The organism is Kitasatospora sp. NPDC127035, assembly GCF_042726075.1.
In the GTDB taxonomy this organism is placed as follows: Bacteria; Actinomycetota; Actinomycetes; order Streptomycetales; family Streptomycetaceae; genus Kitasatospora.
The window spans coordinates 25,247-45,401 of record NZ_JBHXDN010000066.1 but is presented as its reverse complement, the minus strand read 5'-3'; the positions used below and the strand labels follow the sequence as shown (position 1 = coordinate 45,401).

At 75.9% G+C, this 20,155-nt stretch carries 18 protein-coding genes; 12 read left to right on the top strand and 6 right to left on the bottom strand.

Translation table 11 applies throughout. From position 1 onward, the window contains the following. The first annotated feature begins 12 nt into the window (after positions 1–12). Complete coding sequence (locus ACFWIC_RS32750) at positions 13–249, top strand: hypothetical protein (protein ID WP_329877077.1); 237 nt, start codon at positions 13–15, stop codon at positions 247–249. A 111-nt stretch (positions 250–360) separates the two neighbouring features. Here ACFWIC_RS32750 and ACFWIC_RS32745 read toward each other — a convergent pair whose 3' ends face one another. Further along, the gene (locus ACFWIC_RS32745) at positions 361–3,648 is read right to left on the bottom strand and encodes a sacsin N-terminal ATP-binding-like domain-containing protein (RefSeq protein WP_329877079.1); all 3,288 of its coding nucleotides are present in this window, start codon (positions 3,646–3,648) and stop codon (positions 361–363) included. A 286-nt stretch (positions 3,649–3,934) separates the two neighbouring features. Next, a complete protein-coding gene (locus ACFWIC_RS32740) occupies positions 3,935–4,816 on the bottom strand; it encodes a DUF3027 domain-containing protein (RefSeq protein WP_329877171.1) in 882 nt (293 codons plus the stop codon). Between the two features lie 791 nt (positions 4,817–5,607). Between ACFWIC_RS32740 and ACFWIC_RS32735 the strand changes: the two genes are divergently transcribed. The 4 genes from ACFWIC_RS32735 to ACFWIC_RS32720 all read left to right on the top strand — a co-directional run bounded on the left by ACFWIC_RS32735 (position 5,608) and on the right by ACFWIC_RS32720 (position 9,348). Next, complete coding sequence (locus ACFWIC_RS32735; protein WP_329877173.1) at positions 5,608–6,942, top strand: MFS transporter; 1,335 nt, start codon at positions 5,608–5,610, stop codon at positions 6,940–6,942. Between the two features lie 139 nt (positions 6,943–7,081). After that, the gene (locus tag ACFWIC_RS32730) at positions 7,082–7,615 is read left to right on the top strand and encodes a hypothetical protein (RefSeq protein WP_380360152.1); all 534 of its coding nucleotides are present in this window, start codon (positions 7,082–7,084) and stop codon (positions 7,613–7,615) included. Positions 7,616–7,625: 10 nt separating this feature from the next. Then, positions 7,626–8,510, top strand: a complete 885-nt coding sequence (locus ACFWIC_RS32725) for a futalosine hydrolase (protein WP_380520687.1) — start codon at positions 7,626–7,628, stop codon at positions 8,508–8,510. Next, a complete protein-coding gene (locus ACFWIC_RS32720) occupies positions 8,503–9,348 on the top strand; it encodes a 1,4-dihydroxy-6-naphthoate synthase (RefSeq protein ID WP_329948957.1) in 846 nt (281 codons plus the stop codon). Before ACFWIC_RS32725 ends, ACFWIC_RS32720 begins: the two co-directional genes overlap by 8 nt. A gap of 100 nt (positions 9,349–9,448) precedes the next feature. Here ACFWIC_RS32720 and ACFWIC_RS32715 read toward each other — a convergent pair whose 3' ends face one another. Next, on the bottom strand, positions 9,449–9,832 hold the full coding sequence (locus ACFWIC_RS32715) for a cold-shock protein (protein ID WP_329948958.1): 384 nt from the start codon (positions 9,830–9,832) through the stop codon (positions 9,449–9,451). Positions 9,833–10,302: 470 nt separating this feature from the next. On the opposite strand from ACFWIC_RS32715, the gene ACFWIC_RS32710 reads away from it, so the two are divergent. After that, positions 10,303–10,539: a hypothetical protein gene (locus ACFWIC_RS32710; protein ID WP_329877088.1), complete on the top strand. Its 237-nt coding sequence runs from the start codon at positions 10,303–10,305 to the stop codon at positions 10,537–10,539. A 37-nt stretch (positions 10,540–10,576) separates the two neighbouring features. Here ACFWIC_RS32710 and ACFWIC_RS32705 read toward each other — a convergent pair whose 3' ends face one another. Next, positions 10,577–11,206 carry an HAD family hydrolase gene (locus ACFWIC_RS32705; RefSeq protein WP_380520686.1) on the bottom strand — a complete coding sequence of 210 codons (630 nt, stop codon included), beginning with the start codon at positions 11,204–11,206 and terminating at the stop codon, positions 10,577–10,579. Between the two features lie 114 nt (positions 11,207–11,320). On the opposite strand from ACFWIC_RS32705, the gene ACFWIC_RS32700 reads away from it, so the two are divergent. The 4 genes from ACFWIC_RS32700 (at position 11,321) to ACFWIC_RS32685 (ending at position 15,332) form a co-directional block, all read left to right on the top strand. Next, positions 11,321–12,349, top strand: coding sequence for an iron ABC transporter permease (locus tag ACFWIC_RS32700; protein ID WP_329877092.1), 1,029 nt, complete (start codon positions 11,321–11,323; stop codon positions 12,347–12,349). Next, complete coding sequence (locus ACFWIC_RS32695) at positions 12,346–13,392, top strand: iron chelate uptake ABC transporter family permease subunit (RefSeq protein ID WP_329877094.1); 1,047 nt, start codon at positions 12,346–12,348, stop codon at positions 13,390–13,392. The genes ACFWIC_RS32700 and ACFWIC_RS32695 overlap by 4 nt, the downstream gene beginning before the upstream one ends. Further along, positions 13,392–14,273 (top strand): ABC transporter ATP-binding protein, encoded by an 882-nt coding sequence (locus tag ACFWIC_RS32690; protein WP_380360161.1) that lies wholly within the window; start codon positions 13,392–13,394, stop codon positions 14,271–14,273. Before ACFWIC_RS32695 ends, ACFWIC_RS32690 begins: the two co-directional genes overlap by 1 nt. Positions 14,274–14,345: 72 nt before the next feature. Continuing rightward, on the top strand, positions 14,346–15,332 hold the full coding sequence (locus ACFWIC_RS32685) for an iron-siderophore ABC transporter substrate-binding protein (protein WP_329948961.1): 987 nt from the start codon (positions 14,346–14,348) through the stop codon (positions 15,330–15,332). Between the two features lie 120 nt (positions 15,333–15,452). Here ACFWIC_RS32685 and ACFWIC_RS32680 read toward each other — a convergent pair whose 3' ends face one another. Next, on the bottom strand, positions 15,453–16,181 hold the full coding sequence (locus ACFWIC_RS32680) for a hypothetical protein (RefSeq protein WP_380520685.1): 729 nt from the start codon (positions 16,179–16,181) through the stop codon (positions 15,453–15,455). 543 nt (positions 16,182–16,724) lie between these two features. On the opposite strand from ACFWIC_RS32680, the gene ACFWIC_RS32675 reads away from it, so the two are divergent. Next, positions 16,725–19,229 carry a helicase-associated domain-containing protein gene (locus tag ACFWIC_RS32675; protein WP_380520684.1) on the top strand — a complete coding sequence of 835 codons (2,505 nt, stop codon included), beginning with the start codon at positions 16,725–16,727 and terminating at the stop codon, positions 19,227–19,229. Between the two features lie 109 nt (positions 19,230–19,338). On the opposite strand, the gene ACFWIC_RS32670 is transcribed toward ACFWIC_RS32675, so the two are convergent. Beyond that, positions 19,339–19,605: a hypothetical protein gene (locus ACFWIC_RS32670; protein ID WP_329877105.1), complete on the bottom strand. Its 267-nt coding sequence runs from the start codon at positions 19,603–19,605 to the stop codon at positions 19,339–19,341. 136 nt (positions 19,606–19,741) lie between these two features. On the opposite strand from ACFWIC_RS32670, the gene ACFWIC_RS32665 reads away from it, so the two are divergent. After that, the gene (locus tag ACFWIC_RS32665) at positions 19,742–20,146 is read left to right on the top strand and encodes a hypothetical protein (protein WP_329948964.1); all 405 of its coding nucleotides are present in this window, start codon (positions 19,742–19,744) and stop codon (positions 20,144–20,146) included. The last annotated feature ends 9 nt before the right edge of the window (positions 20,147–20,155 follow it).

Sequence of the window (20,155 nt, the reverse complement as noted above, 5' to 3'; positions counted from 1 at the left end):
GGGGGGTTCCGCATGGCGCGCAGGGGTGGGGAGTTGGAGGCGTTCACCGCCTTCCTGGGCGGCCTGCTGGCGACCGGTCTGCTGGCCCTGGCGCTGGTGGGGGCCGGCACGCTCGCCGGTGTCGACGCCGGACCGCGGCTGGTGAAGGTGGCGACGGCCCTGCTCGGCGCGGTCTGGGTGGTCGTGACGCTGGGGATCTACCTGCGACTGATCGCGCGTGGCCGGACCCGCTCCGGCACCCGCTCCTGAAACGCCGGAACGGGTGCGGGAACAGCTGCGGGACCGGACACCGGAACGGGCCCGGGCGGCGACCCGGGCGGCGACCCGGGCGCCGGAGCAGGCCCGACCGGGCCGCCCCGCTCAGCCCTCGAAGTCCCGGGCCGCGGAGAGCTCGTAGGCCCGGTCGGGCTCGCTGAGCGCGGCCAGCACCTCGAACCGCCGGTGCCACTGGCCCACCGACCAGGCGAGCCCTGCGGCCAGCCCTTCCGGAGTGGCGGCGTGCAGCAGACCGGGCACCGGCGGGACCTCGAACTCGTCGTCCTCGTCGGCCTCTTCGGCCGACTCCGGGTCGTACGGCGCCTCGGGTGCGTCCGCCCCGGTGTCCCAGCGCCAGTCGACGGCGGCCTCGCCGCCGTCCGGGCCGACCACCAGCAGCTCCTCGTGCTCCTCGTAGGCGACCGGACAGCCGGGCAGCAACTCCCGCACCACGGCCGGCACCCGGTGCAGCGCGCCCTCGGAGAGCACCCGCCCGCCGGCCACCTCGCTGGCCAGCGAGACGTGCAGCCGCTCGGCGAGGTCGGCCGCCAGCGCCGGAGCCACCGGCAACAACGCGTGGTCGTGCAGGAGTTGAACCAGGTCGGGGGCGTCCGCGACGACCGCGTCGGCAGCGTCCACGATCACCGTCCGCGACGGGCGGCGGCCGGTGGAGCGGTCCAGCGGCGGCAACGCCCGCACCACGTCCAGCGGTTCGATCCGCTCGACCGGCACGCGGGCCAACGCACTGTGGATGCCGTGCAGTTGGCGGTGCCCGACCTCGGCCTCCGGGTCGGCGAGCCGGTCCAGCACCTCGTCCGGCCCGTGCGGCTCGGCCAGCAGCGCCGTCAGCGTCGTGCGGACGCCCAGCGCGTGCAGGAACTGTTCGTCGAGCGCGGTCCGCGCCTCGTCGTAGAGGCCGCGGAGCAGCGGGTCGGCGCCTGCCGCGCGCAGCCCGGCCGGCTCCCGGCCGTCCAGCACCGGGTGGTCACGCAGCCACCAGGCGGTGTACGGCGGCAGGTCGGCGTACGAGCCGTCGGGCAGCAGGGTGCGGACGGGGGTGACCACGGCGTCCCGGTAGGGCGGCCGGGCGAGCGCGGCCAGCGCCTGCGGCCACGCGTCGTCCTCCACCAGATCGAGGTCGCGGACGGCCAGCAGCTCGGCGGCAACCGGTGGGAGGCCCGTCGGGTTGCCCGCGTCGGCGTTCAGGACCTCCAGCACGTCCTCGGCCCACTCGGCGAGGCCGTCCGGCGCCTCGTCGATCAGGCCGGTGGGGTGACCGCCGGCCGCGCGGTCGGCGGGCGCGGTCGGGTCGAGCCGCTCCAGGTCGTCCGGGTCGAGCACCACGTCCTCGGCGCGGACCAGCACGAAGTCGGCCAGCACGCCGACGGCGGTGAGCACCTCGGGGCCCCAGCGCTCCAGCAGGTCGTCGTCCACCCAGCCGGCGTCGTCCTCCCGGGCCAGGGCTGCGAACGGGCTGTCCGGGAGCACGAGTTCGCCCGCACGGGCCGGCTCGCCCTCGTCGTCGAGCAGCGCGAGGCGGCCCAGCCAGGGGTGCTCGCCCACGGCCGGGGCGGCCGCCTTGACCAGGGCCAGGACGGCATCGGCGAGGTCCGCGGCGGCGTCCGGGTCGTCCTCGGCCACCTCGTAGGAACGCGCGACGGCCGCCCGCACCTCGGGGGTGTCCAGGACCCCGGCCGGGGTGGCGGCGCCGGCCCCGAGCTTGGCCAGCAGCGGGTGCGCGGCCTCGGAGTGGGCGAGTCGGAGGTCGAGCACGGCCAGCGCGCCGGCCAGCGACTCCGGATAGCCGGGGAACGCCGCCCAGTCGGCGTCGTCGGAGGGCAGCAGGACGCGGCGCGGGCCGGTGACGGTCCGTCCGTCGGCGAGCGGGACGGGCAGCGCGCCGAGCGCCTCCGGGTCGGCCCCGCCGAGCGCCGCGTAGAGGTTCCGCCACCAGGCCGGCTCGCGGTCCAGGCCGCCGAGCTGGTCGACCACCTCGGCGAGCGGCACCCGGCGCACGTTCAGCACCCGCAGTTCGGTCCGGCGCTCCAGGCCGGCCGGCAGCAGGCCGGGGAAGATCGGCGCCAGCGCCTCGACCACCGAGCCGTCCGCGCCTTCCAGCAGCGTCGCGTCGCGGGGGCGCAGCGCGGGCGTCCCCTGCGCGACCGGCGCCGGGTGGGGCAGGAACGGCGTGCCGGGCAGCCGGGAGAGGATCGCGGCGCGCAGCGCGTTGTCCAGCGCTCCCTGGCCGAGCGGCCCGGGGACGAGCCCGAGCGAGCCGAGGTCGCCGCCCCGGGAGCGCAGCAGGTCGGCGTAGCAGTCGGCGGCGCGCTCGGTGAGGAAGTCGGCGAGCGGGCCCGGGGCGACGTGCCGGCGGGTGGAGTCCAGCGGGTAGGAGGCGATCAGCAGCGCGGGCAGGCCGAGCGGCTCGTCGCTGGGCGTGGGCGCGTGCAGCACCGGGTCGACCCCGGGCGCCTGCGGGGTGCCCTCGGGGTCGACCGGAACGGCCCAGGTCACCGTCCAGTACGGGCGGGAGCGCTCCTCGGTGGGACGGTCGGCGAGCAGGGCCGCGTCCAGGGAGCCGGAGGCGCCGGCGGTCTGCCAGACGGTCCGTCGCAGCCTGCCGCCCGCGTCGTCGGTGACGGTCACCTCGGTGACGCCGTCCGGACGCGGCTCGGCGGCGCTGCGGGTGAGGACGCGGGTGCTGTCCGGGGTCTCCACGACGATCTCGGAGAGGCCCGCGAGGGTCAGCAGCAGGGCGTCGTCGACGGCGGCCAGCAGACGACGGGTGAGGTCCTCGGCGGCCGCGTCGCGCAGCGGCAGGACGACCACCGTGTCGTAGCCGTCGGGCGCCGGGCCCTCGGCCGCGAACGGCAGCCGCAGCAAAGGCACATGACCGTCCCTCCGGCGCAGCTCCTCGGTGAGTGCGGGCTGGGCCTCGGCCAGCGAGCGGGCCTCGCCGAGCGACCAGCGCACGCCGCCGGCCGCGCCGAGCACGGCGGGTTCGTCGGTGACGGCGAGGACGGCGGCGAAGCCGACGCCGAACCGGCCGACGGTGGGCCGGCCCCCGGCCTCGGAGTCGCGCTTGGAGGAGGCACGCAGGGTGGAGAGCGACTCGACGGCGGCGGCGTCCAGCGGCGCGCCGGTGTTGGCGGCGGCCAGCACGCCGTCCGCCAGGGTGAGCCTCAGCCGGCCGGGGGCGCCGCCCGCGCGGGCCGCGGCGTCGGCGGCGTTCTGCGCCAACTCGACCACCAGCCGGTCGCGGTAGCCGCCGAGCGCGAGCTCCTCCTCGGCGTTGGCGTCCTCCCGGAACCGGGCCGGGGAGGCGGCCCAGGCGTCCAGCACACGGCGGCGCAGACCGGCGCTGCCGAAGTGGTCCGCGAGGTGCTCGTCCATTCCGCTGCCGATGATCCGAGGTTCCACTGGACCTGCCGCCTTCCGCCGCCCTGTACTTCGTACGGGGCATTGTCCCCCGCCCGGGGACCCCCGGCCGACCGGGGTGGGTGCGCACCGGTGCCGTGGCGCGGTCCGGGCCGATCAGGAGGGGTGCGGCGGCGTCCGGCGGTGCGGGGCGGTCCGGCGCCGGGAGCGTGTCCGCCGGCACGGAGGCGTCCGGACGGGCCCGTACGACGGCGTCCGGCCCCGCCCGGGTGGGCGGGGCCGGACGCGGAAAGCCGTCGGCTCAGGAGTGGCCGAGCTCCTCGGCCGGGGCGTCGGGCTCCACGGAGCCGGAGGTGCGGTCGGGGTGCAACTGCATCGGCTCGACGACCAGCTCGTCCAGGATCAGCTCGGACGGCGCCGGCGGGGCCGGGATGACCGCCGCCTCGGAGTGGCCGCCGCAGCCGTACGCGAAGGAGACGATCTGGCCGTCGGCCGGACCGAACTCGTTGCCGCAGGCACCGAACGCCTGGCCGAGCGTGCCACCGATCGGGATCAGGAAGCCGCAGCTGACGCAGGAGGCCGGGGCCGACTGCGCCATCGGGGTCTGCGAGCCGTGCGCCTTCTCCCAGCGGTCGGCCGCCAGGTGCAGACCGAGCCGGGAGAGCACCCGGCTGCGGCCCAGGCCGAGCTCGTCGGCGACGGCGCCGATCTGGGCGCGGGCCGGGGCGGGCTCGACGTGCGGGTCGCTGACCACCACGTCCTCCTGGGCGACCTGGGCCACCACGGAGTTCGGCGCGGGCTCGTCCTCGCCGGTCCAGCCCGGTTCGAGGCGCAGGTCGTCGGCGTCGGTGGGGAGCAGGTCACCGGGTCCCATGTCACCCGGACGCAGCCGCTCGCTCCACGGCACCCACTGCGGGGCGAGGATCGCGTCGGAGCCGGGCAGCAGCACGACCTCGTCCAGCGTCACGTTCTTGGCCCGCGGGGCGCGCGCCACGGTGACCGCCCAGTGCCAGCCGCGGTAGGCCGCGTCGAGGCACTCGAAGGTGTGGGTGACGACACGGTCGGCCTCCGCCTGGACGCCGAGGTGCGCTCCCACGGTTTCCGTGCCGACCGCCTCTTCCGCAGCCTGGCGGGCGAGTTCGACGGCCTCGGCACAGAGCCGATCAGGGGTACGGCTTCGCATCGCAGCACTCACGGCGTCGATTCTCTCCCAGTTCTTCTGTCACCCACGGCGTGTTGCCTGTCCGTCGCGGCTCGGTGTCCCTCGTCCATTCTGCGCGACCGCGGCCCGCCTCGGATACCGGCCGCGCCGCTCGCCGGGTCCGACGGGCGCCGGCCGATCGCTCGGGCGGACCCTGGGCAGGCTACCCGTCGGTCGGCCACCCGGCACAGTCCGGGGCCGTCCCTGTGCCGGGACGGCGGTGCGCGAAAGCGCCGGAGAGCGGTAGCGGCCGTGCTCACGGACCGTGCCCGGCCGCGCCGCGCGGAGCGGAATCTCGCGTTGCCTTCCCGATTCTGGGGCAGGATGGCCTTGTGGCGGACGAAAAACCGTCGCAGCACGTACTGCGCCCCTCGCAGGCCGGCAGCCCCGACGAGGCGAACGCCGTGCCGCGACAGCAACCCCCGGTCCACGGTGCGGGCGAACCGCAACCGGTGGACTCCTTCACGACGCCCGCTCCCGCGTCCGCGTCCGGCCCCGTCGCCTCGCCCGCCGACTCACACCCCGACCCGCATCCCGACCCGCATCCCGACGCCGCCGACGTACCCGGGGACCTCACGGACACCGGGACGTCCGGGGCGTCTGGGACGACCGTGGATCTCCGGAAGGCCGCCGGGACCCCCGAGGTCGAACAGCAGACCGGACAGCAGACCGGACAGGCCGGACCGGGAGAGGAACCGGAGGAGGAGGACGGGGAGCGGCGCCGCAACTTCCTGGTCCGCACCGCCTCCGCCGCCGGCTCCCGCACCGGCAAGATGGTGCACGGCACCGGCCGCCGGATCCGTCGGGCCACCTCCGCCGAGGGCGCCGGCGAGTCGGGCCTGGCCAAACTGATCGAGCTGCACGCGCTGAACTCCTTCGGCGACATGCTGATCACCGTCGCGCTGGCCTCCACCATCTTCTTCTCCGTCCCGACCGGCGAGGCCCGCGGCCGGGTGGGGCTCTACCTGCTGATCACGATGGCCCCGTTCGCCCTGCTCGCCCCGGTGATCGGCCCGCTGCTGGACCGTCTGCCGCACGGACGGCGGGCCGCCATGGCGATGTCGATGCTGGCCCGGGCGGTGCTCGCCTGGACGATGGCCGGCGTGGTGACCGGCGGCGGACTGGCGCTCTACCCGGAGGCCCTGGGCGTGCTGGTCGCGTCCAAGGCGTACGGCGTGGTGCGCAGCGTGGTGGTGCCCCGGCTGCTGCCGAGCCGGCTGTCGCTGGTGAAGGCGAACTCCCGGGTCACCCTGGCCGGGCTGCTGGCCACCATGGTGGCGGCGGGGGTGGGCGGCCTGCTGCACCTGATCGGGCCGGGCTGGCCGCTGCGCGGGGCGTTCCTGGTGTTCGTGGCGGGCACCCTGATGGCCTTCCACCTGCCGCACAAGGTGGACTCGGCCAAGGGTGAGCAGCGGGCCGTCCTGCACGCCGAGGAGCACGGGCCGGGGCACCACGGCGTGCTGCACGGCAAGGCGGACGAGCCGGCGCCCGCCGACCAGCGGCCCAAGGCGTCGCTGCGCACCGTCGGACCGTCGGTGATCCTGGCGCTGCGCGCGATGTCGGCGCTGCGCTGGCTGGTGGGCTTCCTGGTGATGTTCCTGGCGTTCCTGCTCCGCGAGGAGCCGATCGGCAGTCTCCAGCCGACCCTGGCGCTCGGGATCGTGGCGCTGGCCGCCGGAACGGGCAACGCGCTGGGTTCGGTGCTCGGCGCCATGCTGCGCACCCGCGGCCCGGAGGTGACGGTCACGGCGATGCTGCTGCTGGCCGGCTGCGCCACGGCGGCGGCCGCGCTCTGGTACGGCGCGGTGACGGTGGTGCTGGTCGCCGGGGCCTCCGGGGTGGCGGCGTCGCTGGGCAAGCTGTCGCTGGACGCCCTGATCCAGCGGGACGTCCCCGAGTCGGTGCGGACCTCCGCCTTCGCCCGGTCGGAGACGCTGCTGCAGATGTCCTGGGTGGTCGGCGGCGCGGTCGGCATCCTGCTGCCGCTGAACGGGGCGCTGGGGCTCTCGGTGGCGGCGGCCGTGGTCGGCGCGGTGCTGCTCTGGACGGTCCGCTCGCTCTTCCGGGTGGGGTTGCGACACCGCTCGACCGCGCCCCGGGTGGCGTGAGGCGCCCCGGCGCGCCCCGGGGTGACGCGGCACGCGCGGGCCCCTCGGGTGCCGCGGGCGCCCCGCACCGGCCGAGGCACAACACGCGGTTGCCGACCCCCGCGTAGCGTGATCGGGAAAGCCCGGTAGCCTCTGACGCATGAGCCTCAGCACCCGTGTCATCGCCGCCCTCGGCGCCGTCGTCGTGATCGGCGCCGGCACGGTCGGCGGGTCCATCGCGTTCGCGTCCGGCCAGCACGAGATCAGCGACCACCGCGTGACCCTGACGGTCGGCAACTCCTCGTTCGCGGCGGACCCGTTCTGCTTCAACGACGGCAGCCCGCTGACCGACCTGCAGCAGGAGGAGTGCCAGGACAAGGCCGCCAAGGCCCTGGAGAGCGGCACGCTTCCCAAGTCGGACGTGGTCGTCAGCGACCGGATCGGCGTCGGTGTGAGCCCGGAGGTGGCCGACCGCGGCTGGTGGGCCAACACCAACGGCGGCCAGCAGGGCTCCGGCGGCCGGTTCATCCTGGCCTCGGCGGCCAAGGACACCACCTACTCGGGCTCGGTCCCCGCCAGCAAGGCGCTCAACGCCTCGGGCAAGACCCTGATCACCGTGGTGGAGACCGACCCGGACCAGCCCGAATCGATCTACGGCGTCTGGTACTTCCAGCTGAACACCCAGGACAACTGACGGCCGTCCGGTGACGGCACGACTTCCCGACGAGCAGTCGGGCCCCGCGCGGGCCCGGCTGCTCGTCGTCGTCGCGGTGGCCCCCGAAGCCGAGGCCGTGCTGCGCGGTCTGACCGCGGCCGGCGCCTGCGCGTCCCCCTCCACTCCCGCGACGGCTCAGGCGGCCACTCACGCGACCGCTCCCGCGACCGCTCACGCATCCGCGGGTCCGGCGGCTCCCGCAGCCCCCGACGTGCGGTGGCCCGGCGGCGCACCGGACCGGGTCGAGCACCCGTCGGGCGTGACGGTCGACGTGCTGGCCGGCGGGGTCGGCCCCGCCGCCGCAGCAGCGGCCACGGCCACCGCCCTCACCGCCGCCCGTTACGACCTGGTGGTCTCCGCCGGGATCGCCGGCGGCTTCGCCCCGCAGGCGCCGGTCGGCGCGACCGTGATCGCCGAGCACATCGTCGCCGCCGACCTGGGCGCGGAGACCCCCGAGGGCTTCGCCGACGTCACCGAGCTGGGCTTCGGAACCGTCCGGCACACCCCCGCCCCGGCTGCCGTGGCACTCGCGGCCGAGGCGCTGGCCGCCGTCGCCGGCCCCGTCCTCACCGGCACCGTGCTGACCGTCTCCACGGTGACCGGCAGCGCCGGGCGGGCCGCCGAGCTGGCCGCCCGCCACCCGCGGGTGGCGGCCGAGGCGATGGAGGGGTTCGGGGTCGCCGAGGCGGCGGCCCGGCACGGGGTGCCGGTGTTCGAGCTGCGCACCGTCTCCAACCCCGTGGGCCCCCGCGACCGGGCGGCCTGGCGGATCGGCGACGCGCTGGCCGCGCTGGAGCGCGCCTTCGCCGCCCTCCCCTACCCCGAACTGCTGACATCCTGCCGGAACGCGTCGAAGGAGGCCGGCCGTGGCTGAACGGCTGAGCATCGCCTACTCGCCCTGCCCCAACGACACCTTCGTCTTCCACGCCTGGGCGCACGGACGCGTCCCGGGCGCGGACGTCCCCGAGGTCACCTTCGCGGACATCGACGTCACCAACGGCCTGGCCGAACGCGGCGAACTGGACGTCCTCAAGGTCAGCTACGCGGCGCTGCCCTGGGTGCTGGACGAGTACACGCTGCTGCCCTGCGGCGGCGCGCTCGGGCGCGGCTGCGGCCCGCTGGTGCTGACCCGCCCGGACAGCGGCGACGACCTGAGCGGGAAGACGGTCGCGGTGCCCTCCGAGCGGTCCACCGCCTACCTGCTGTTCCGGCTCTGGGCCGCCACGGCGGTGCCGGGCGGCCTGGGCGAGGTCGTCGTCCTGCCGTTCCACGAGATCATGCCCGCCGTCCGGGACGGCCGGGTGGACGCCGGGCTGGTCATCCACGAGGCCCGGTTCACGTACCGGGACTACGGCCTGCACTGCCTCGCCGACATGGGCGAGGCCTGGGAGCGGGAGACCGGCCTGCCGATCCCGCTCGGCGCGATCATCGCCAGGCGTTCGCTGGGCGCCGAGCGGCTGCGGGCGCTCACCGAGGCGATCCGCGCCTCCGTCCGGCAGGCCTGGGACGACCCGGCCGCCAGCCGGGAGTACGTGCTGGCGCACGCCCAGGAGATGGACCCGGCCGTCGCCGACCAGCACATCGCGCTGTACGTGAACGAGTTCACCGCGGAGCTGGGCGAGGAGGGTCACGCCGCCGTGCGCGCGCTGCTCACCCGGGCCGCAGCCGAAGGGCTGGTGCCCCCGCTCGGCCCGGGTGCGCTGGACTTCTAGGGCGACGCCCGGAGCTCCCCCGACGCTCCGCACGGCCGGGCCCCGCACTCCCCGGGGCCCGTGTTCTCCGGGCCCCGCGATCTCCGGGGCCCGGGACGCCCTACACGTCGAACTGTTCCGCCACCCCGCGCAGCAGCACCGCCAGCTTCTGCCCGGCCGGCTTGGCCGGGTAGCGGCCGTGCTGGAGACCGGGCAGCACCGCGTCCATCATCGTGATGAGGTCCTGGACGAGCGCCGCCATGTCGTCGGGGCTCTTCCGCTGGGCGGCGGCCACCGACGGCAGCGCCTCCAGCAGCTGGACCTGCATCGCCTGGTCGCCGCGGTGACCGGCGACCACGCCGAACTCGACCCGCTGGCCCGGCTTCAGCGACGTGATACCGGCGGGCAGCGCCTTGGTGTGGACGAAGACGTCGCCGCCGTCGTCGCGCGACAGGAAGCCGAAGCCCTTCGTCTCGTTGAACCACTTGACCTGGCCGGTGGGCATCTCGAACAGTCCTCGATATGGGTGTGAGGGATCCTCGGCCCTGGCCGGGGATCACGGGGTGGTGGGTGGGCGGACCGACCTTGGGGGGACGCGCCGACGAGGCGCGTACGGTCAGCACGCTGTAGAGAGCAGACTAACGGTCCGTCACTGTCTCATCCGCGTTCCGCGAAAGATCCGTACGGAGCTCCGGCGACCGCGGGCGACCGGGTACCGGCATGGCCGGGGCGCGGCTCGGCGCTTTCCACAGGCTCACACCCCCGGTCCAAGAGAGCGGGGCGCACGGGTGCGCCCCTCGGCACAGCCTGCATACCCCCGCCCAACAGGGATCAAAACTCCCAGCGCCCGGAAAACTGCGCAACGTGACGGGACCGCCGGTCCGCGGAACGACCCCGCAGGCCGGCGCCGGGGCGACGGCCTGCGGGCCTCTGCGAGACTGGGGCGACAGCCGACCCCGCAGAGGAGCAAGCCCAGTGAGCAGCCAGAGCGCCGACCGCGGCGATGCCTACGTCAAGGCCGGAGCGATCGTCTTCGGGCTCGGGGCGCTCGCCACCCTGGTGACCTTCGTCCCGCTCTTCCTCGATCTGACGCCGCTGCCGTCGGCCGCGTACTGGCTGAGCATGCTGATGCCGCTGGGTTTCCTGCTCGCCCTGAGCGGGCTGCTGCTCTCCGCGCGGGACCAGCGCCGGCGGGCGCGCGCCGGGGCCTGACGACCCCGGGCGGGCGCGCCCCGGCGGTGGTCCGCCGTCAGCGCCCCACGAGGTGCCCGGCCAGCCACGCCGGGAACTCGGTGAGGTCGGCGAGCACCACGTCCGCGCCCGCCGCCAGCAGCTCCGCCGCGCTGTACGGACCGGTGGCCACGCCGACCGCGACCGCGTCCGCGTGCCGGGCGCCCCGGATGTCGCCGAGGTGGTCGCCGACGTAGACGCCGGCGCCGTGCTCGCGCAGCGCGTCGCCCTTGGTCTCCGCCCAGAGGTCCCCGACCAGCGCGTCCGCGTGCAGACCGGCGTGGTCGAGGTGGAGCCGGGCGTTCGGCTCGTACTTGCCGGTGATCACGGCGACCCGGCCGCCGTACGAGCGGACCGCGTCGACGGCGGCGTGTGCGCCGGGCAGCGCGACGGTCGGGGCGAAGGCGTGGTCCCGGTAGAGCGTGCGGTACCGGTCCGCGACCGCGTCCAGGCCCTCCTCCGGGAACCAGTTGCGGAGCTCGTCCAGGAGCGGCGGCCCGAGCCGGGTGACCACCAGGTCGGCGTCGATGTAGGTGTCGGTCTCGGCGGAGAGCGCCAGGTAGGTGGCCCGGATGCCGGGCCGGGTGTCCAGCAGCGTCATATCGAGGTCGAAACCGACGGTGAGCGGGGCGTCCGGGGTCGCAGGCATGCCGCCAGGCTATCCAACCCTCCGGAGCGGGCCCCGGGAGCCGTCGGACCGGACGATTTGCCCCGGCTTCTCCGTGGAACTTAGGTTTGCCTGAGCTATCGGCGAGAGAGAGCCATGACCGACACCACCGCGCCCGGCAAGCAGCGACTGCTGCGCCGCCGAATACTCTGGCTCGCCGCCGCACTGACCGTGCTGGTCGCCGCGGCGCTGCTGAGCCTCGCGGTCGGCAGCCGCACCATCCCCTTCGGCGAGACCGTCGACGCCCTGCTGCACGGCGGGGACACCACCAACGCCGTCGTCGTCCGCGAGCTGCGGGTGCCGCGGACGGTGGTCGGCCTCGCGGTCGGCGCGGCGCTCGGTCTGGCCGGCGCCGTCATGCAGGGCATCACCCGCAACCCCATCGCCGACCCGGGCATCCTCGGCGTCAGCCAGGGCGCGGCGGCCGGTGTCGTGGTGGCGATCTCGGCGTTCGGGATCTCCACGCTCACCGGGTACGTCTGGTTCGGCTTCGCCGGCGCGGTGGTCGCCACCGTCCTCGTGTACGGGCTGGCGGGCCGCGGCCGGGGCGGGGCGACCCCGATCAAGCTGGCGCTGGCCGGCTCCGCGATGTCCGCGTTCATCGCCTCGCTCAACACGCTCGTCCTCACCACCGACGCGGCCGCGATGGACCAGTTCCGGTTCTGGCACGTCGGCTCGCTGTCCGGCCGCACCTCCGACGTGGCCTGGCAGCTGCTGCCGTTCCTGCTGGTCGGCACGGTGCTGGTGTTCTCGGTGGCGCGCGGGCTGGACGCGCTGGCGCTCGGCGACGACACCGCCAAGGGGCTCGGCGCCAGGACCGGGACGGTCCGGGCCGTCGGCGCGCTCGGCGCGACCGTGCTGACCGGTTCGGCGGTCGCCGCGGCCGGCCCGATCGCCTTCGTCGGCCTGGCCGTGCCGCACGCCGCCCGGGCGGTCGCCGGCGCAGACCACCGCTGGGTGCTCACCTTCTCCGCCGTGCTCGGCCCGGCGCTGCTGCTGCTCGCCGACGCGTTCGGCCGGGTCCTCTTCCCGCCGTCCGAGGTGCCGGCCGGGGTGATGACCGCGCTGGTCGGGGTGCCGGTGCTGGTCGTACTGGTCCGGCGGCGGAAGGTGGTCGCGGCATGAGCGCCGTCTCCCTGCCCGGCTACACCGTGCTGCGCGCCGGGCGGGCCTCGTTCCTCCTGCACCGGCGCTCGGCCGCCGCCGTCCTGGGCCTGCTGCTGGTGCTGGCCGCCACCGTCGTCGCCTCGCTCTGCCTGGGCGAGTCCACCGTCGCGCCGGGCGAGGTGGTGAAGGTGGTGCTGGGGCGGCCCAGCCCGCACGAGCTGGTGGTCGGCGAGTTCCGGCTGCCCCGGGTGGTGGTGGGCCTGCTGGTCGGCACCGCGCTCGGCCTGGCCGGCGCGCTCGTCCAGACCGTCGCCCGCAACCCGCTGGCCAGCCCCGACGTGGTCGGCGTCTCCTGGGGCGCGACGGCGACGGTGGTCGGCCTGATGGCGTACGGCGTGGTCGGCTCCGCCGGCGAGGTGCCGTACGCGGCGGTGGGCGGCGGACTGGCCGCCGGCCTGCTGGTGTACCTGCTGGCCTGGCGGCGGGGGCTGCACGCGCAGCGTTTCGTCCTGATCGGCATCGGCATCTCGGTCGCGCTCTCCTCCCTCACCTCCGTCTTCCTCACCAAGGGCGACGGCTTCCAGGCGCAGGCCGCCAAGGTGTGGATGACCGGCAGCCTCAACGGCTCCGGCTACGACCAGGCGGGCCCGCTCGGCTGGGTGCTGCTCGCCGCCCTGCCGGCGGCGCTCTGGGCGGCGCGGGCGCAGCGGTCGATCTCCTTCGACGACGCCACCGCCGTCGGGCTGGGCCTGCGGCTGGACCGGATCCGGCTCGGCATGGCGCTGCTCGGCATCGTGCTCGCCTCCTGCGCGGCGGGAGCGGCCGGCCCGGTGGACTTCGTCGCGCTGATGGCCCCGCAGATCGCGCTGCGGCTGGCCCGCTCGGCGCAGATCCCGCTGTTCTGCTCGGCGCTGACCGGTGCGCTGGTCGTCGTGCTGGCCGACCTGGTGGCGCGGCGGTTGCTGGCGCCCACCGAACTGCCGGTCGGCGTGGTGACCGGGCTGGTCGGCGCGCCGTACCTGATGTGGTTGCTGATCCGTTCCCGTCGTGGAGGTTCCTGATGTCCGCTGACGCGGTGTCCGCCGAGCCCGGCTCCGGTCCGTCCGGCTCCTGCCCGTCCGGCTCCGACCGGCCGGAGCCCTTCCACCGGCTCGAAGCGCGGGGCCTGACCCTCGCCTACGAGACCCGCACCGTCGCCGAGGGGCTCGACCTGCGGATCCCGGACGGGAAGGTCACGGTGATCGTCGGACCGAACGCCTGCGGCAAGTCCACCCTGCTGCGCGCGCTCGGCCGGCTGCTGAAGCCGACCCGCGGCGCGGTGCTGCTGGACGGCGAGGAGCTGGCGCGCGTCCCCACCAAGAGGATCGCCCGACGGATCGGGCTGCTCCCGCAGTCGCCGACCGCACCCGAGGGCATCGCCGTGGCCGACCTGGTCTCGCGCGGTCGCCAGCCGCACCAGAGCTGGTGGCAGCAGTGGTCGGCGGAGGACGAGACCGCCGTCACCGAGGCGCTGGAGCGGACCTCCACCGCCGACCTGTCCGAGCGCGGCGTGGACGAGCTGTCGGGCGGGCAGCGCCAGCGGGTCTGGATCGCGATGGCCCTCGCCCAGGGCACCGACATCCTGCTGCTGGACGAGCCGACCACCTTCCTGGACATCGCGCACCAGGTGGAGGTGCTGGACCTGGTCCGCCGGCTGAACGTGGAGCGCGGGCGGACAGTCGTCGCCGTACTGCACGACCTCAACCAGGCCGCCCGGTACGCGGACCACCTGGTCGCCATGCGGGACGGGCGGATCGTCGCCCAGGGACCGCCGGCGGAGGTGGTGACGGCGGAGCTGGTGCGCGAGGTGTTCGGGCTGGACTCCGTCGTCGTGCCGGACCCCGTGACGGGGACCCCGCTGGTGGTGCCGGGCGCGCCGTGGACGGCCACGAAGGACGCATAGCGCCGGTTTACCATCCAATTCGGACATAATCGACGGGTTGCCGCCCCGTCCCGATCCGTCCGAGGACCGCCGATGCCTCCGATCACCCGCCGCGCCCTGCTCACCGCACTCGGCGGGCTCGGTGGCGCCGCCCTCTGCGGCTGCACCACGCGGCACCCCTCGCCGCCACCCGTCGACGGCACCGCCATCGCCGAGTCGGCCACTCCCGCGCCGGTGCCGGACGTCGTCGTGACCACCGCCACGGGGCCGGTGACCGTGCCGGGCGCACCGCTGCGGGTCGTCACCCTGGACACCGCCGAGCTGGACTCCGCGCTCACCCTCGGCATCACCCCGGTCGGCTCGGCCCGGCCCGCGGCGGACCCGTCCTTCCCCGACTACTGGCCCGCGTCCCGGCTCGCCCCGATCGCCACCGTCGGTGCCACCGGCGACCCTGACCTCGCCGCGATCCGAGCGCTGCGGCCGGACCTCATCCTCTCCAACCAGAGCCGGGACGGCGGCCGGTACGAAGCACTGCGGGCGATCGCCCCGACCGTCCTCACCCAGACCACCGGCGCGCCCTGGAAGGCCAACGTCCAGACCCACGCCCAGGCGCTGAGCCGGCAGGACGCGGCCGCGGCGTTCGCGGCCTCCTACCAGCGGCACGTCAACCAGGTGGTGACGGCACTGGGGAACGCCAGGACGGGCGGCCGGAAGGTCAGCCTGGTCCGCTTCGTCGAGGGCGGGGGCATCCGGCTGTACGGGAAGCAGAGCTTCCCCGGGTCGGTCCTGACCGACGCCCAGGTGGGGCGGCCGGACGCGCAGAACGTCGAACAGGGCGACATGGAGATCCCGGCGGACCAACTCGCCAAGGCCGACGGCGACCTGCTGCTGTACGCGACCTACGGCGACCCGGACCGGGCCGGGACGACGGCCGCGCTGGCGAGCCCGGCCTGGCAGGCGCTCGGCGCGGTCCGGGCCCACCGCGCGTTCCCGGTCGACGACCAGCTCTGGTTCCAGGGCATCGGCTACACCGGCGCCAACTACGTCCTGACCGAGCTGCAGCACTTCCTGGGGGCCTGAGGCCGGGCGTCCGAGGCCGGGCGCCTGAGGCCGGGCGTCCGAGGGAGCGGCGAGCCGGAGCGGTCGGCCGCCCGGCCCCTCACCAGGCGCCCACGGCCGGTTGCCACGGCCGGGAGGGCCCTACTGGCCGGGTGCGGCCGTGCGGCGGCGCCGGACGGACACGGCCAGCAGGAAGACGGCCGACAGCACCGCCGCCAGCCGCAGCACGCCGGGAGCGGCGCTCCACACGGCGTCGGTGGCCTGCTGGCCCGGTTCCAGACCGGTGCCCCAACGCCCCTGGGCCCGGCCCCAGAACCAGAGGGAGCTGCCGCTGACCGTCATCAGCGGGATGCCGAAGACGGCCAGCTTGCGGGCGAAGTCGCCCAGCTGGCGGGACAGGTAGCCGAGCGCCCAGCCCACCAGCATGGCAATCAGCTGACCGGTGACGGCGCCACCCACCAGGACGGCGGCGGCGAGCAGCAGCAGCGGTGCGGGACGGCGGCCGGCCGTCGCACCGGCCTTCGGCGGCGGCGCCGGGTCCCCGGCGGCGGGCGCGGGCTCGCGGCCCTTCGCCTTGCCCTTCCGCGCCTTGCCGGCCTTCCCCCTGCCCTTCTCCGCCCCGGCCTTCCCGGGTCCGGGGTCAACCGGCGGCCCGGTCCCCCCGCCCGCGGGGGCGGCGTCCGAGGCGTCCGCCGCGGCGTCGTCCTGCGCGGTCCGCTGTTCGGGGATCGGCTTGTCGGACGCCGCCGGACCCGCCGGCCCCTCCCCGAAGTCGATCGACACGTAGTCCCAGTCGCCCGTGCTCATCGCCCGGTACGGGGCGGGGAGCGCGTCGGGGTCGCCGGGCGCCCCCTCCACCTGCTTCGCCACCCACGGCGAGTCCCCACCGAAGGAGGACGGGGCCGGAACCGACGGCCGCGCGGCGGGCGGGGTGGGCGGGGTGGGCGGACCGGAAGCCGCGGACGGCGCGGACGGAGGCGCGGAAGGCGGGGCGGCGGGGCGTGGCGGCGTCGAGGGGCGCGGAGGCGCGTCGGGCGCCGCCTCCTGGGCGTACACGCTGTCGCCGTCCCCACCTCCGGCCGGGCCCGCCGTACCCCCCGAGCCCGGCGGCTCGCTCCAGGGCCCCTGCTTGCGCCACCACTCGCCGTCCGACATCCCCACCACACCCCGCCTTGCCCGAACCCGTACCGGAACCCGTCCCCGTCCCCGTTGCCCGTGACGGTACCCACCCGCCGTCCCACCACGCGAGCCGGACCGCACGTCCTCCCGCGTCGAACCGCGCCGAACCGCGCCGGACCGCGCGGCACGACACCGAACCACCCGCGTCCGCACCCGAACGGCACCGGAACCGGCCCCCACCACCCGCTCTCCGCCCATCCCCCACCCCGCCCCGGCGCGACTAACCTAGGTCGAATGACCACACAGCAGGGCTCCCAACGCCAGGCCAAGTCCGCCGCCGGCCCCCGCACCCTCGCGGAGGAACTCCGTACCCGGCCCGACGACGACCTCGCCACCCTGCTCCGGTCCCGCCCCGACCTGCTCAACCCCGTGCCCGGCGACCTCACCCAGCTCGCCGCCCGGCTCTCCTCCCGCGCCTCCGCCCTGCGCGCCCTGGAGCGGCTGGACCGGTTCACCCTGCAAGTCGCCGAGGCCCTCGCCGCCCTCCCGGACGGCGCCACCCCGACCGCCGTCCGCACCCTGCTCGCCGGACCGGCGAAGGTGAAGCCGCACCCCGGCGCCACCCCGCTGACCGCCGGCGACCGCTCGGCCGTCGCCGCCGAGCTGCCCCGCGCGCTCGCCACCCTGCGCGACCGCGCCCTGCTCTGGGGCCCGGACAACGGCCTGCGCCTGGTCATCGCCGCCCGTGAGGCGCTCGCGCCGACCGCCGCCAACCCGGGGCGCACCGGCCTCGGTCCGACCTTCGCCGAGGCGAGCACCGGCATGTCCCCGGCCCGGCTCCAGCAGCTGCTCGCCTCCGCCGGACAGCCCGCGACGGCCGACCCGGTCTCCGCCGTCGCCGGATTCACCGCGCTGCTCACCGACCGCACCCGCTGCGACGGCCTGCTCGCCACCGCCCCCGAACCGGCACTGCGGCTGCTGGAACGACTGGTCTGGGGCCCGCCCACCGGCACCGTCCCGGACGCCACCCGCCCCGTCACCGCCGCGGACGCGCAGAGCCCGGTGGAGTGGCTGCTCGCCCGCGGCCTGCTGCTGCCCACCAGCCCGGGCAGCGTCGTCCTGCCGCGCGAACTCGCCCTCCACCTGCGCGGCGGGCGCTCGCACCGCACCGTCGAACCGCTCCAGCCCGAACCGTCACCCGCCGCTCCACCGCGCGATCCACAGGCTGTGGACAACGCCGCCGCCGGACAGGCCCACACCGCCGTCCGGACCGTCGAGGAACTGCTCGACCACTGGGGCCTCACCCCGCCGCCGACCCTGCGGGCCGGCGGCCTCGGCGTCCGCGACCTCAAGCGCACCGCGCAGACCCTGGAGACCACCGAGCAGCTCGCCTCCTTCTGGATCGAACTCGCCCACACCGCCGGGCTGCTGGCCCCGGACGGCGAGGCCGACGAGCGCTGGGCACCCACCCCCGCCTACGACGACTGGCTCCACCTCGGTACCGCCGCACGCTGGACCGTCCTCGCCCGGGCCTGGCTCACCGCCACCCGCGTCCCCGCCCTCGCCGGCACCGCCGACAGCAAGGGCAAGCCGCGCGCCGCCCTCGGACCGGAGCTGGACCGCACCCTCGCCCCGTCCGTCCGCCGCGCCGCCCTCGCCCTGCTCGCCGAACTGCCGCCCGGCACCCCGGCCACCGCCGACGAGCTTCTGCCCACCCTGCGGTGGCAGCGCCCGCTGCGCGGCGGACCGACCGCCCCCGACGGCCGCGACCTGCGCGACGACCTCGCCACCTGGACCCTCGCCGAGGCCGAACTCCTCGGCATCACCGGCCGTGGCGCCCTCGCCGCCCCCGCCCGTGCGCTGCTCACCGCCGAGGCCGACCCCGCCGGGGTGCTGGCCCCGCTGCTGCCCCGGCCGCTGGACCACGTCATCCTCCAGCCCGACCTCACCGCGGTCGCCCCCGGGCCGCTGCTCACCCCGCTCGCCCACGCGCTCGCGCTCTGCGCCGACATCGAGTCCAAGGGCGGCGCCACCGTCTACCGCTTCACCCCCACGTCGGTCCGCCGCGCGCTCGACGCCGGTCGCAGCGCCGCCGACCTGCGGGCCTTCCTGGAGCAGCACTCCCGGACACCCGTCCCGCAGCCGCTCGGCTACCTGATCGACGACGTCGCCCGCCGGCACGGCATCCTGCGGGTCGGCGCCGCCTCCTCGTACCTGCGCTGCGACGACCCCGCGCTGCTCAACGAGGTGCTCGCCGACCGCCGCTCCGTCGACCTGCGCCTGCGGCTGCTCGCCCCCACCGTGCTGGCCTCGCAGGCGCCGCCCGACGCCCTCCTCGCCGCGCTGCGCACCATGGGCTACGCGCCGGCCGCCGAGTCCGCCGAGGGCGACGTGCTGATCACCCGCCCCGACAGCCACCGCACCCCGCCCCGGACGGCTCCCGTGCCCGTCCCGGACGGCCCGCCCGCACCGGACGACACGCTGCTCGCCGCAGCGATCAAGGCGATCCGGGCCGGCGACCGCGCCGCGACCGCCGCCCGCCGCGAACCGGCCGCCACCGACGGCCGCCAACTCCCGCGCACGGCCGCGGCCGAGACGCTCGCCTCGCTCCAGACGGCGGTCCTGCTCGGCGAACGGATGTGGATCGGCTACCTCAACGCCGAGGGCCTCGCCAGCCAGCGGATCATCGACCCGGTCAAGGTCGAAGGCGGCTTCGTCACCGCCTTCGACCACCACGACGGCGAGCTGCGCACCTTCGCGCTGCACCGGATCACCGGCGTGGCCGAACTCGACGAGTAGCCACCGGCCCGGCGGCGAGCCGGTGCCGGTCCGGACCGCACCCGGCCCGGACCACATGCACCCGGCTCGGACCGGGCCGAGGAACGGCCGGCGGAAGGACGGTGCGCGGTCAGTGCGCCTGCTGCTGCGCCGCCTGCTCTCCCTGCTTCTCCTTCATCGCCTTGTCCGCCATGGCGGCGAGGTCACCCTGCCCGATCGGCATCACGGAGTTGGCACCGGCCAGGTCCGCGAGCAGGAACGCGGGCGCCGCGAGCGGACCGCCCGGCCCCTCGCCGATGCCCGCCAGGGCGTGCGCGGAGGTGGCCGAGGAGGCGGTGGCGGCGAAGGCCGTACCGGCCAGGGCGAGAGCGGTGAGGACGCGCTTCGACGTGTTCATACCCGAATCAACGAGCCGCCCCGGCCCGGGTCACCCCCGGCCCCGCTCCCGCTCCTCCCCCGCCCCGCTGAGCCGCATTTGACGCGCACCGTCCGGCGGCGTAGTCCGGAGGAGGGGGACGACGGAAGGAGCCATCATGCTCGGCGATCCGATCGGCGAAACGAAGGGCCAGGACATCGGTCGACGCGTCCTCGCCGCCGAGGAAGGACACGTCGTCGTCGAGGTCTCGTTCGAGGGCAGCGGCGACTACTACGGCACTCCGGTCAAGGGGTTCGGCACCTACGAGTCCGAGCTGCGCGCCGACGGCACGCTCCGCGGCGAGGGCCAGGGGGTCGACATGACCTCCGACGGCCAGACGATCAGCTGGCACGGCATCGGCATCGGCCACTTCACCGAGGGCGGCGGCACCAGCTGGCGCGGATCGCTCTTCTTCTCCACCGCGTCACCGCAGTTCGAGCGCCTCAACGGCATCGTGGGGCTCTTCGAGTACGAGGTCGCCCCGGACGGGAAGTCCACCGGCAAGTACCACGAATGGAAGTAGCCTCCCGAC

Excerpts from the sequence above, each read along its gene's own strand:
- ACFWIC_RS32750 (WP_329877077.1), top strand. The coding sequence starts at position 13 with ATGGCGCGCAGGGGTGGGGAGTTGGAGGCGTTCACCGCCTTCCTGGGC.
- ACFWIC_RS32745 (WP_329877079.1), bottom strand. The coding sequence starts at position 3,648 with ATGGACGAGCACCTCGCGGACCACTTCGGCAGCGCCGGTCTGCGCCGC.
- ACFWIC_RS32740 (WP_329877171.1), bottom strand. The coding sequence starts at position 4,816 with ATGCGAAGCCGTACCCCTGATCGGCTCTGTGCCGAGGCCGTCGAACTC.
- ACFWIC_RS32735 (WP_329877173.1), top strand. The coding sequence starts at position 5,608 with ATGGTGCACGGCACCGGCCGCCGGATCCGTCGGGCCACCTCCGCCGAG.
- ACFWIC_RS32730 (WP_380360152.1), top strand. The coding sequence starts at position 7,082 with ATGAGCCTCAGCACCCGTGTCATCGCCGCCCTCGGCGCCGTCGTCGTG.
- ACFWIC_RS32715 (WP_329948958.1), bottom strand. The coding sequence starts at position 9,832 with ATGCCCACCGGCCAGGTCAAGTGGTTCAACGAGACGAAGGGCTTCGGC.
- ACFWIC_RS32705 (WP_380520686.1), bottom strand. The coding sequence starts at position 11,206 with ATGCCTGCGACCCCGGACGCCCCGCTCACCGTCGGTTTCGACCTCGAT.
- ACFWIC_RS32700 (WP_329877092.1), top strand. The coding sequence starts at position 11,321 with ATGACCGACACCACCGCGCCCGGCAAGCAGCGACTGCTGCGCCGCCGA.
- ACFWIC_RS32695 (WP_329877094.1), top strand. The coding sequence starts at position 12,346 with ATGAGCGCCGTCTCCCTGCCCGGCTACACCGTGCTGCGCGCCGGGCGG.
- ACFWIC_RS32690 (WP_380360161.1), top strand. The coding sequence starts at position 13,392 with ATGTCCGCTGACGCGGTGTCCGCCGAGCCCGGCTCCGGTCCGTCCGGC.
- ACFWIC_RS32685 (WP_329948961.1), top strand. The coding sequence starts at position 14,346 with ATGCCTCCGATCACCCGCCGCGCCCTGCTCACCGCACTCGGCGGGCTC.
- ACFWIC_RS32675 (WP_380520684.1), top strand. The coding sequence starts at position 16,725 with ATGACCACACAGCAGGGCTCCCAACGCCAGGCCAAGTCCGCCGCCGGC.
- ACFWIC_RS32670 (WP_329877105.1), bottom strand. The coding sequence starts at position 19,605 with ATGAACACGTCGAAGCGCGTCCTCACCGCTCTCGCCCTGGCCGGTACG.
- ACFWIC_RS32665 (WP_329948964.1), top strand. The coding sequence starts at position 19,742 with ATGCTCGGCGATCCGATCGGCGAAACGAAGGGCCAGGACATCGGTCGA.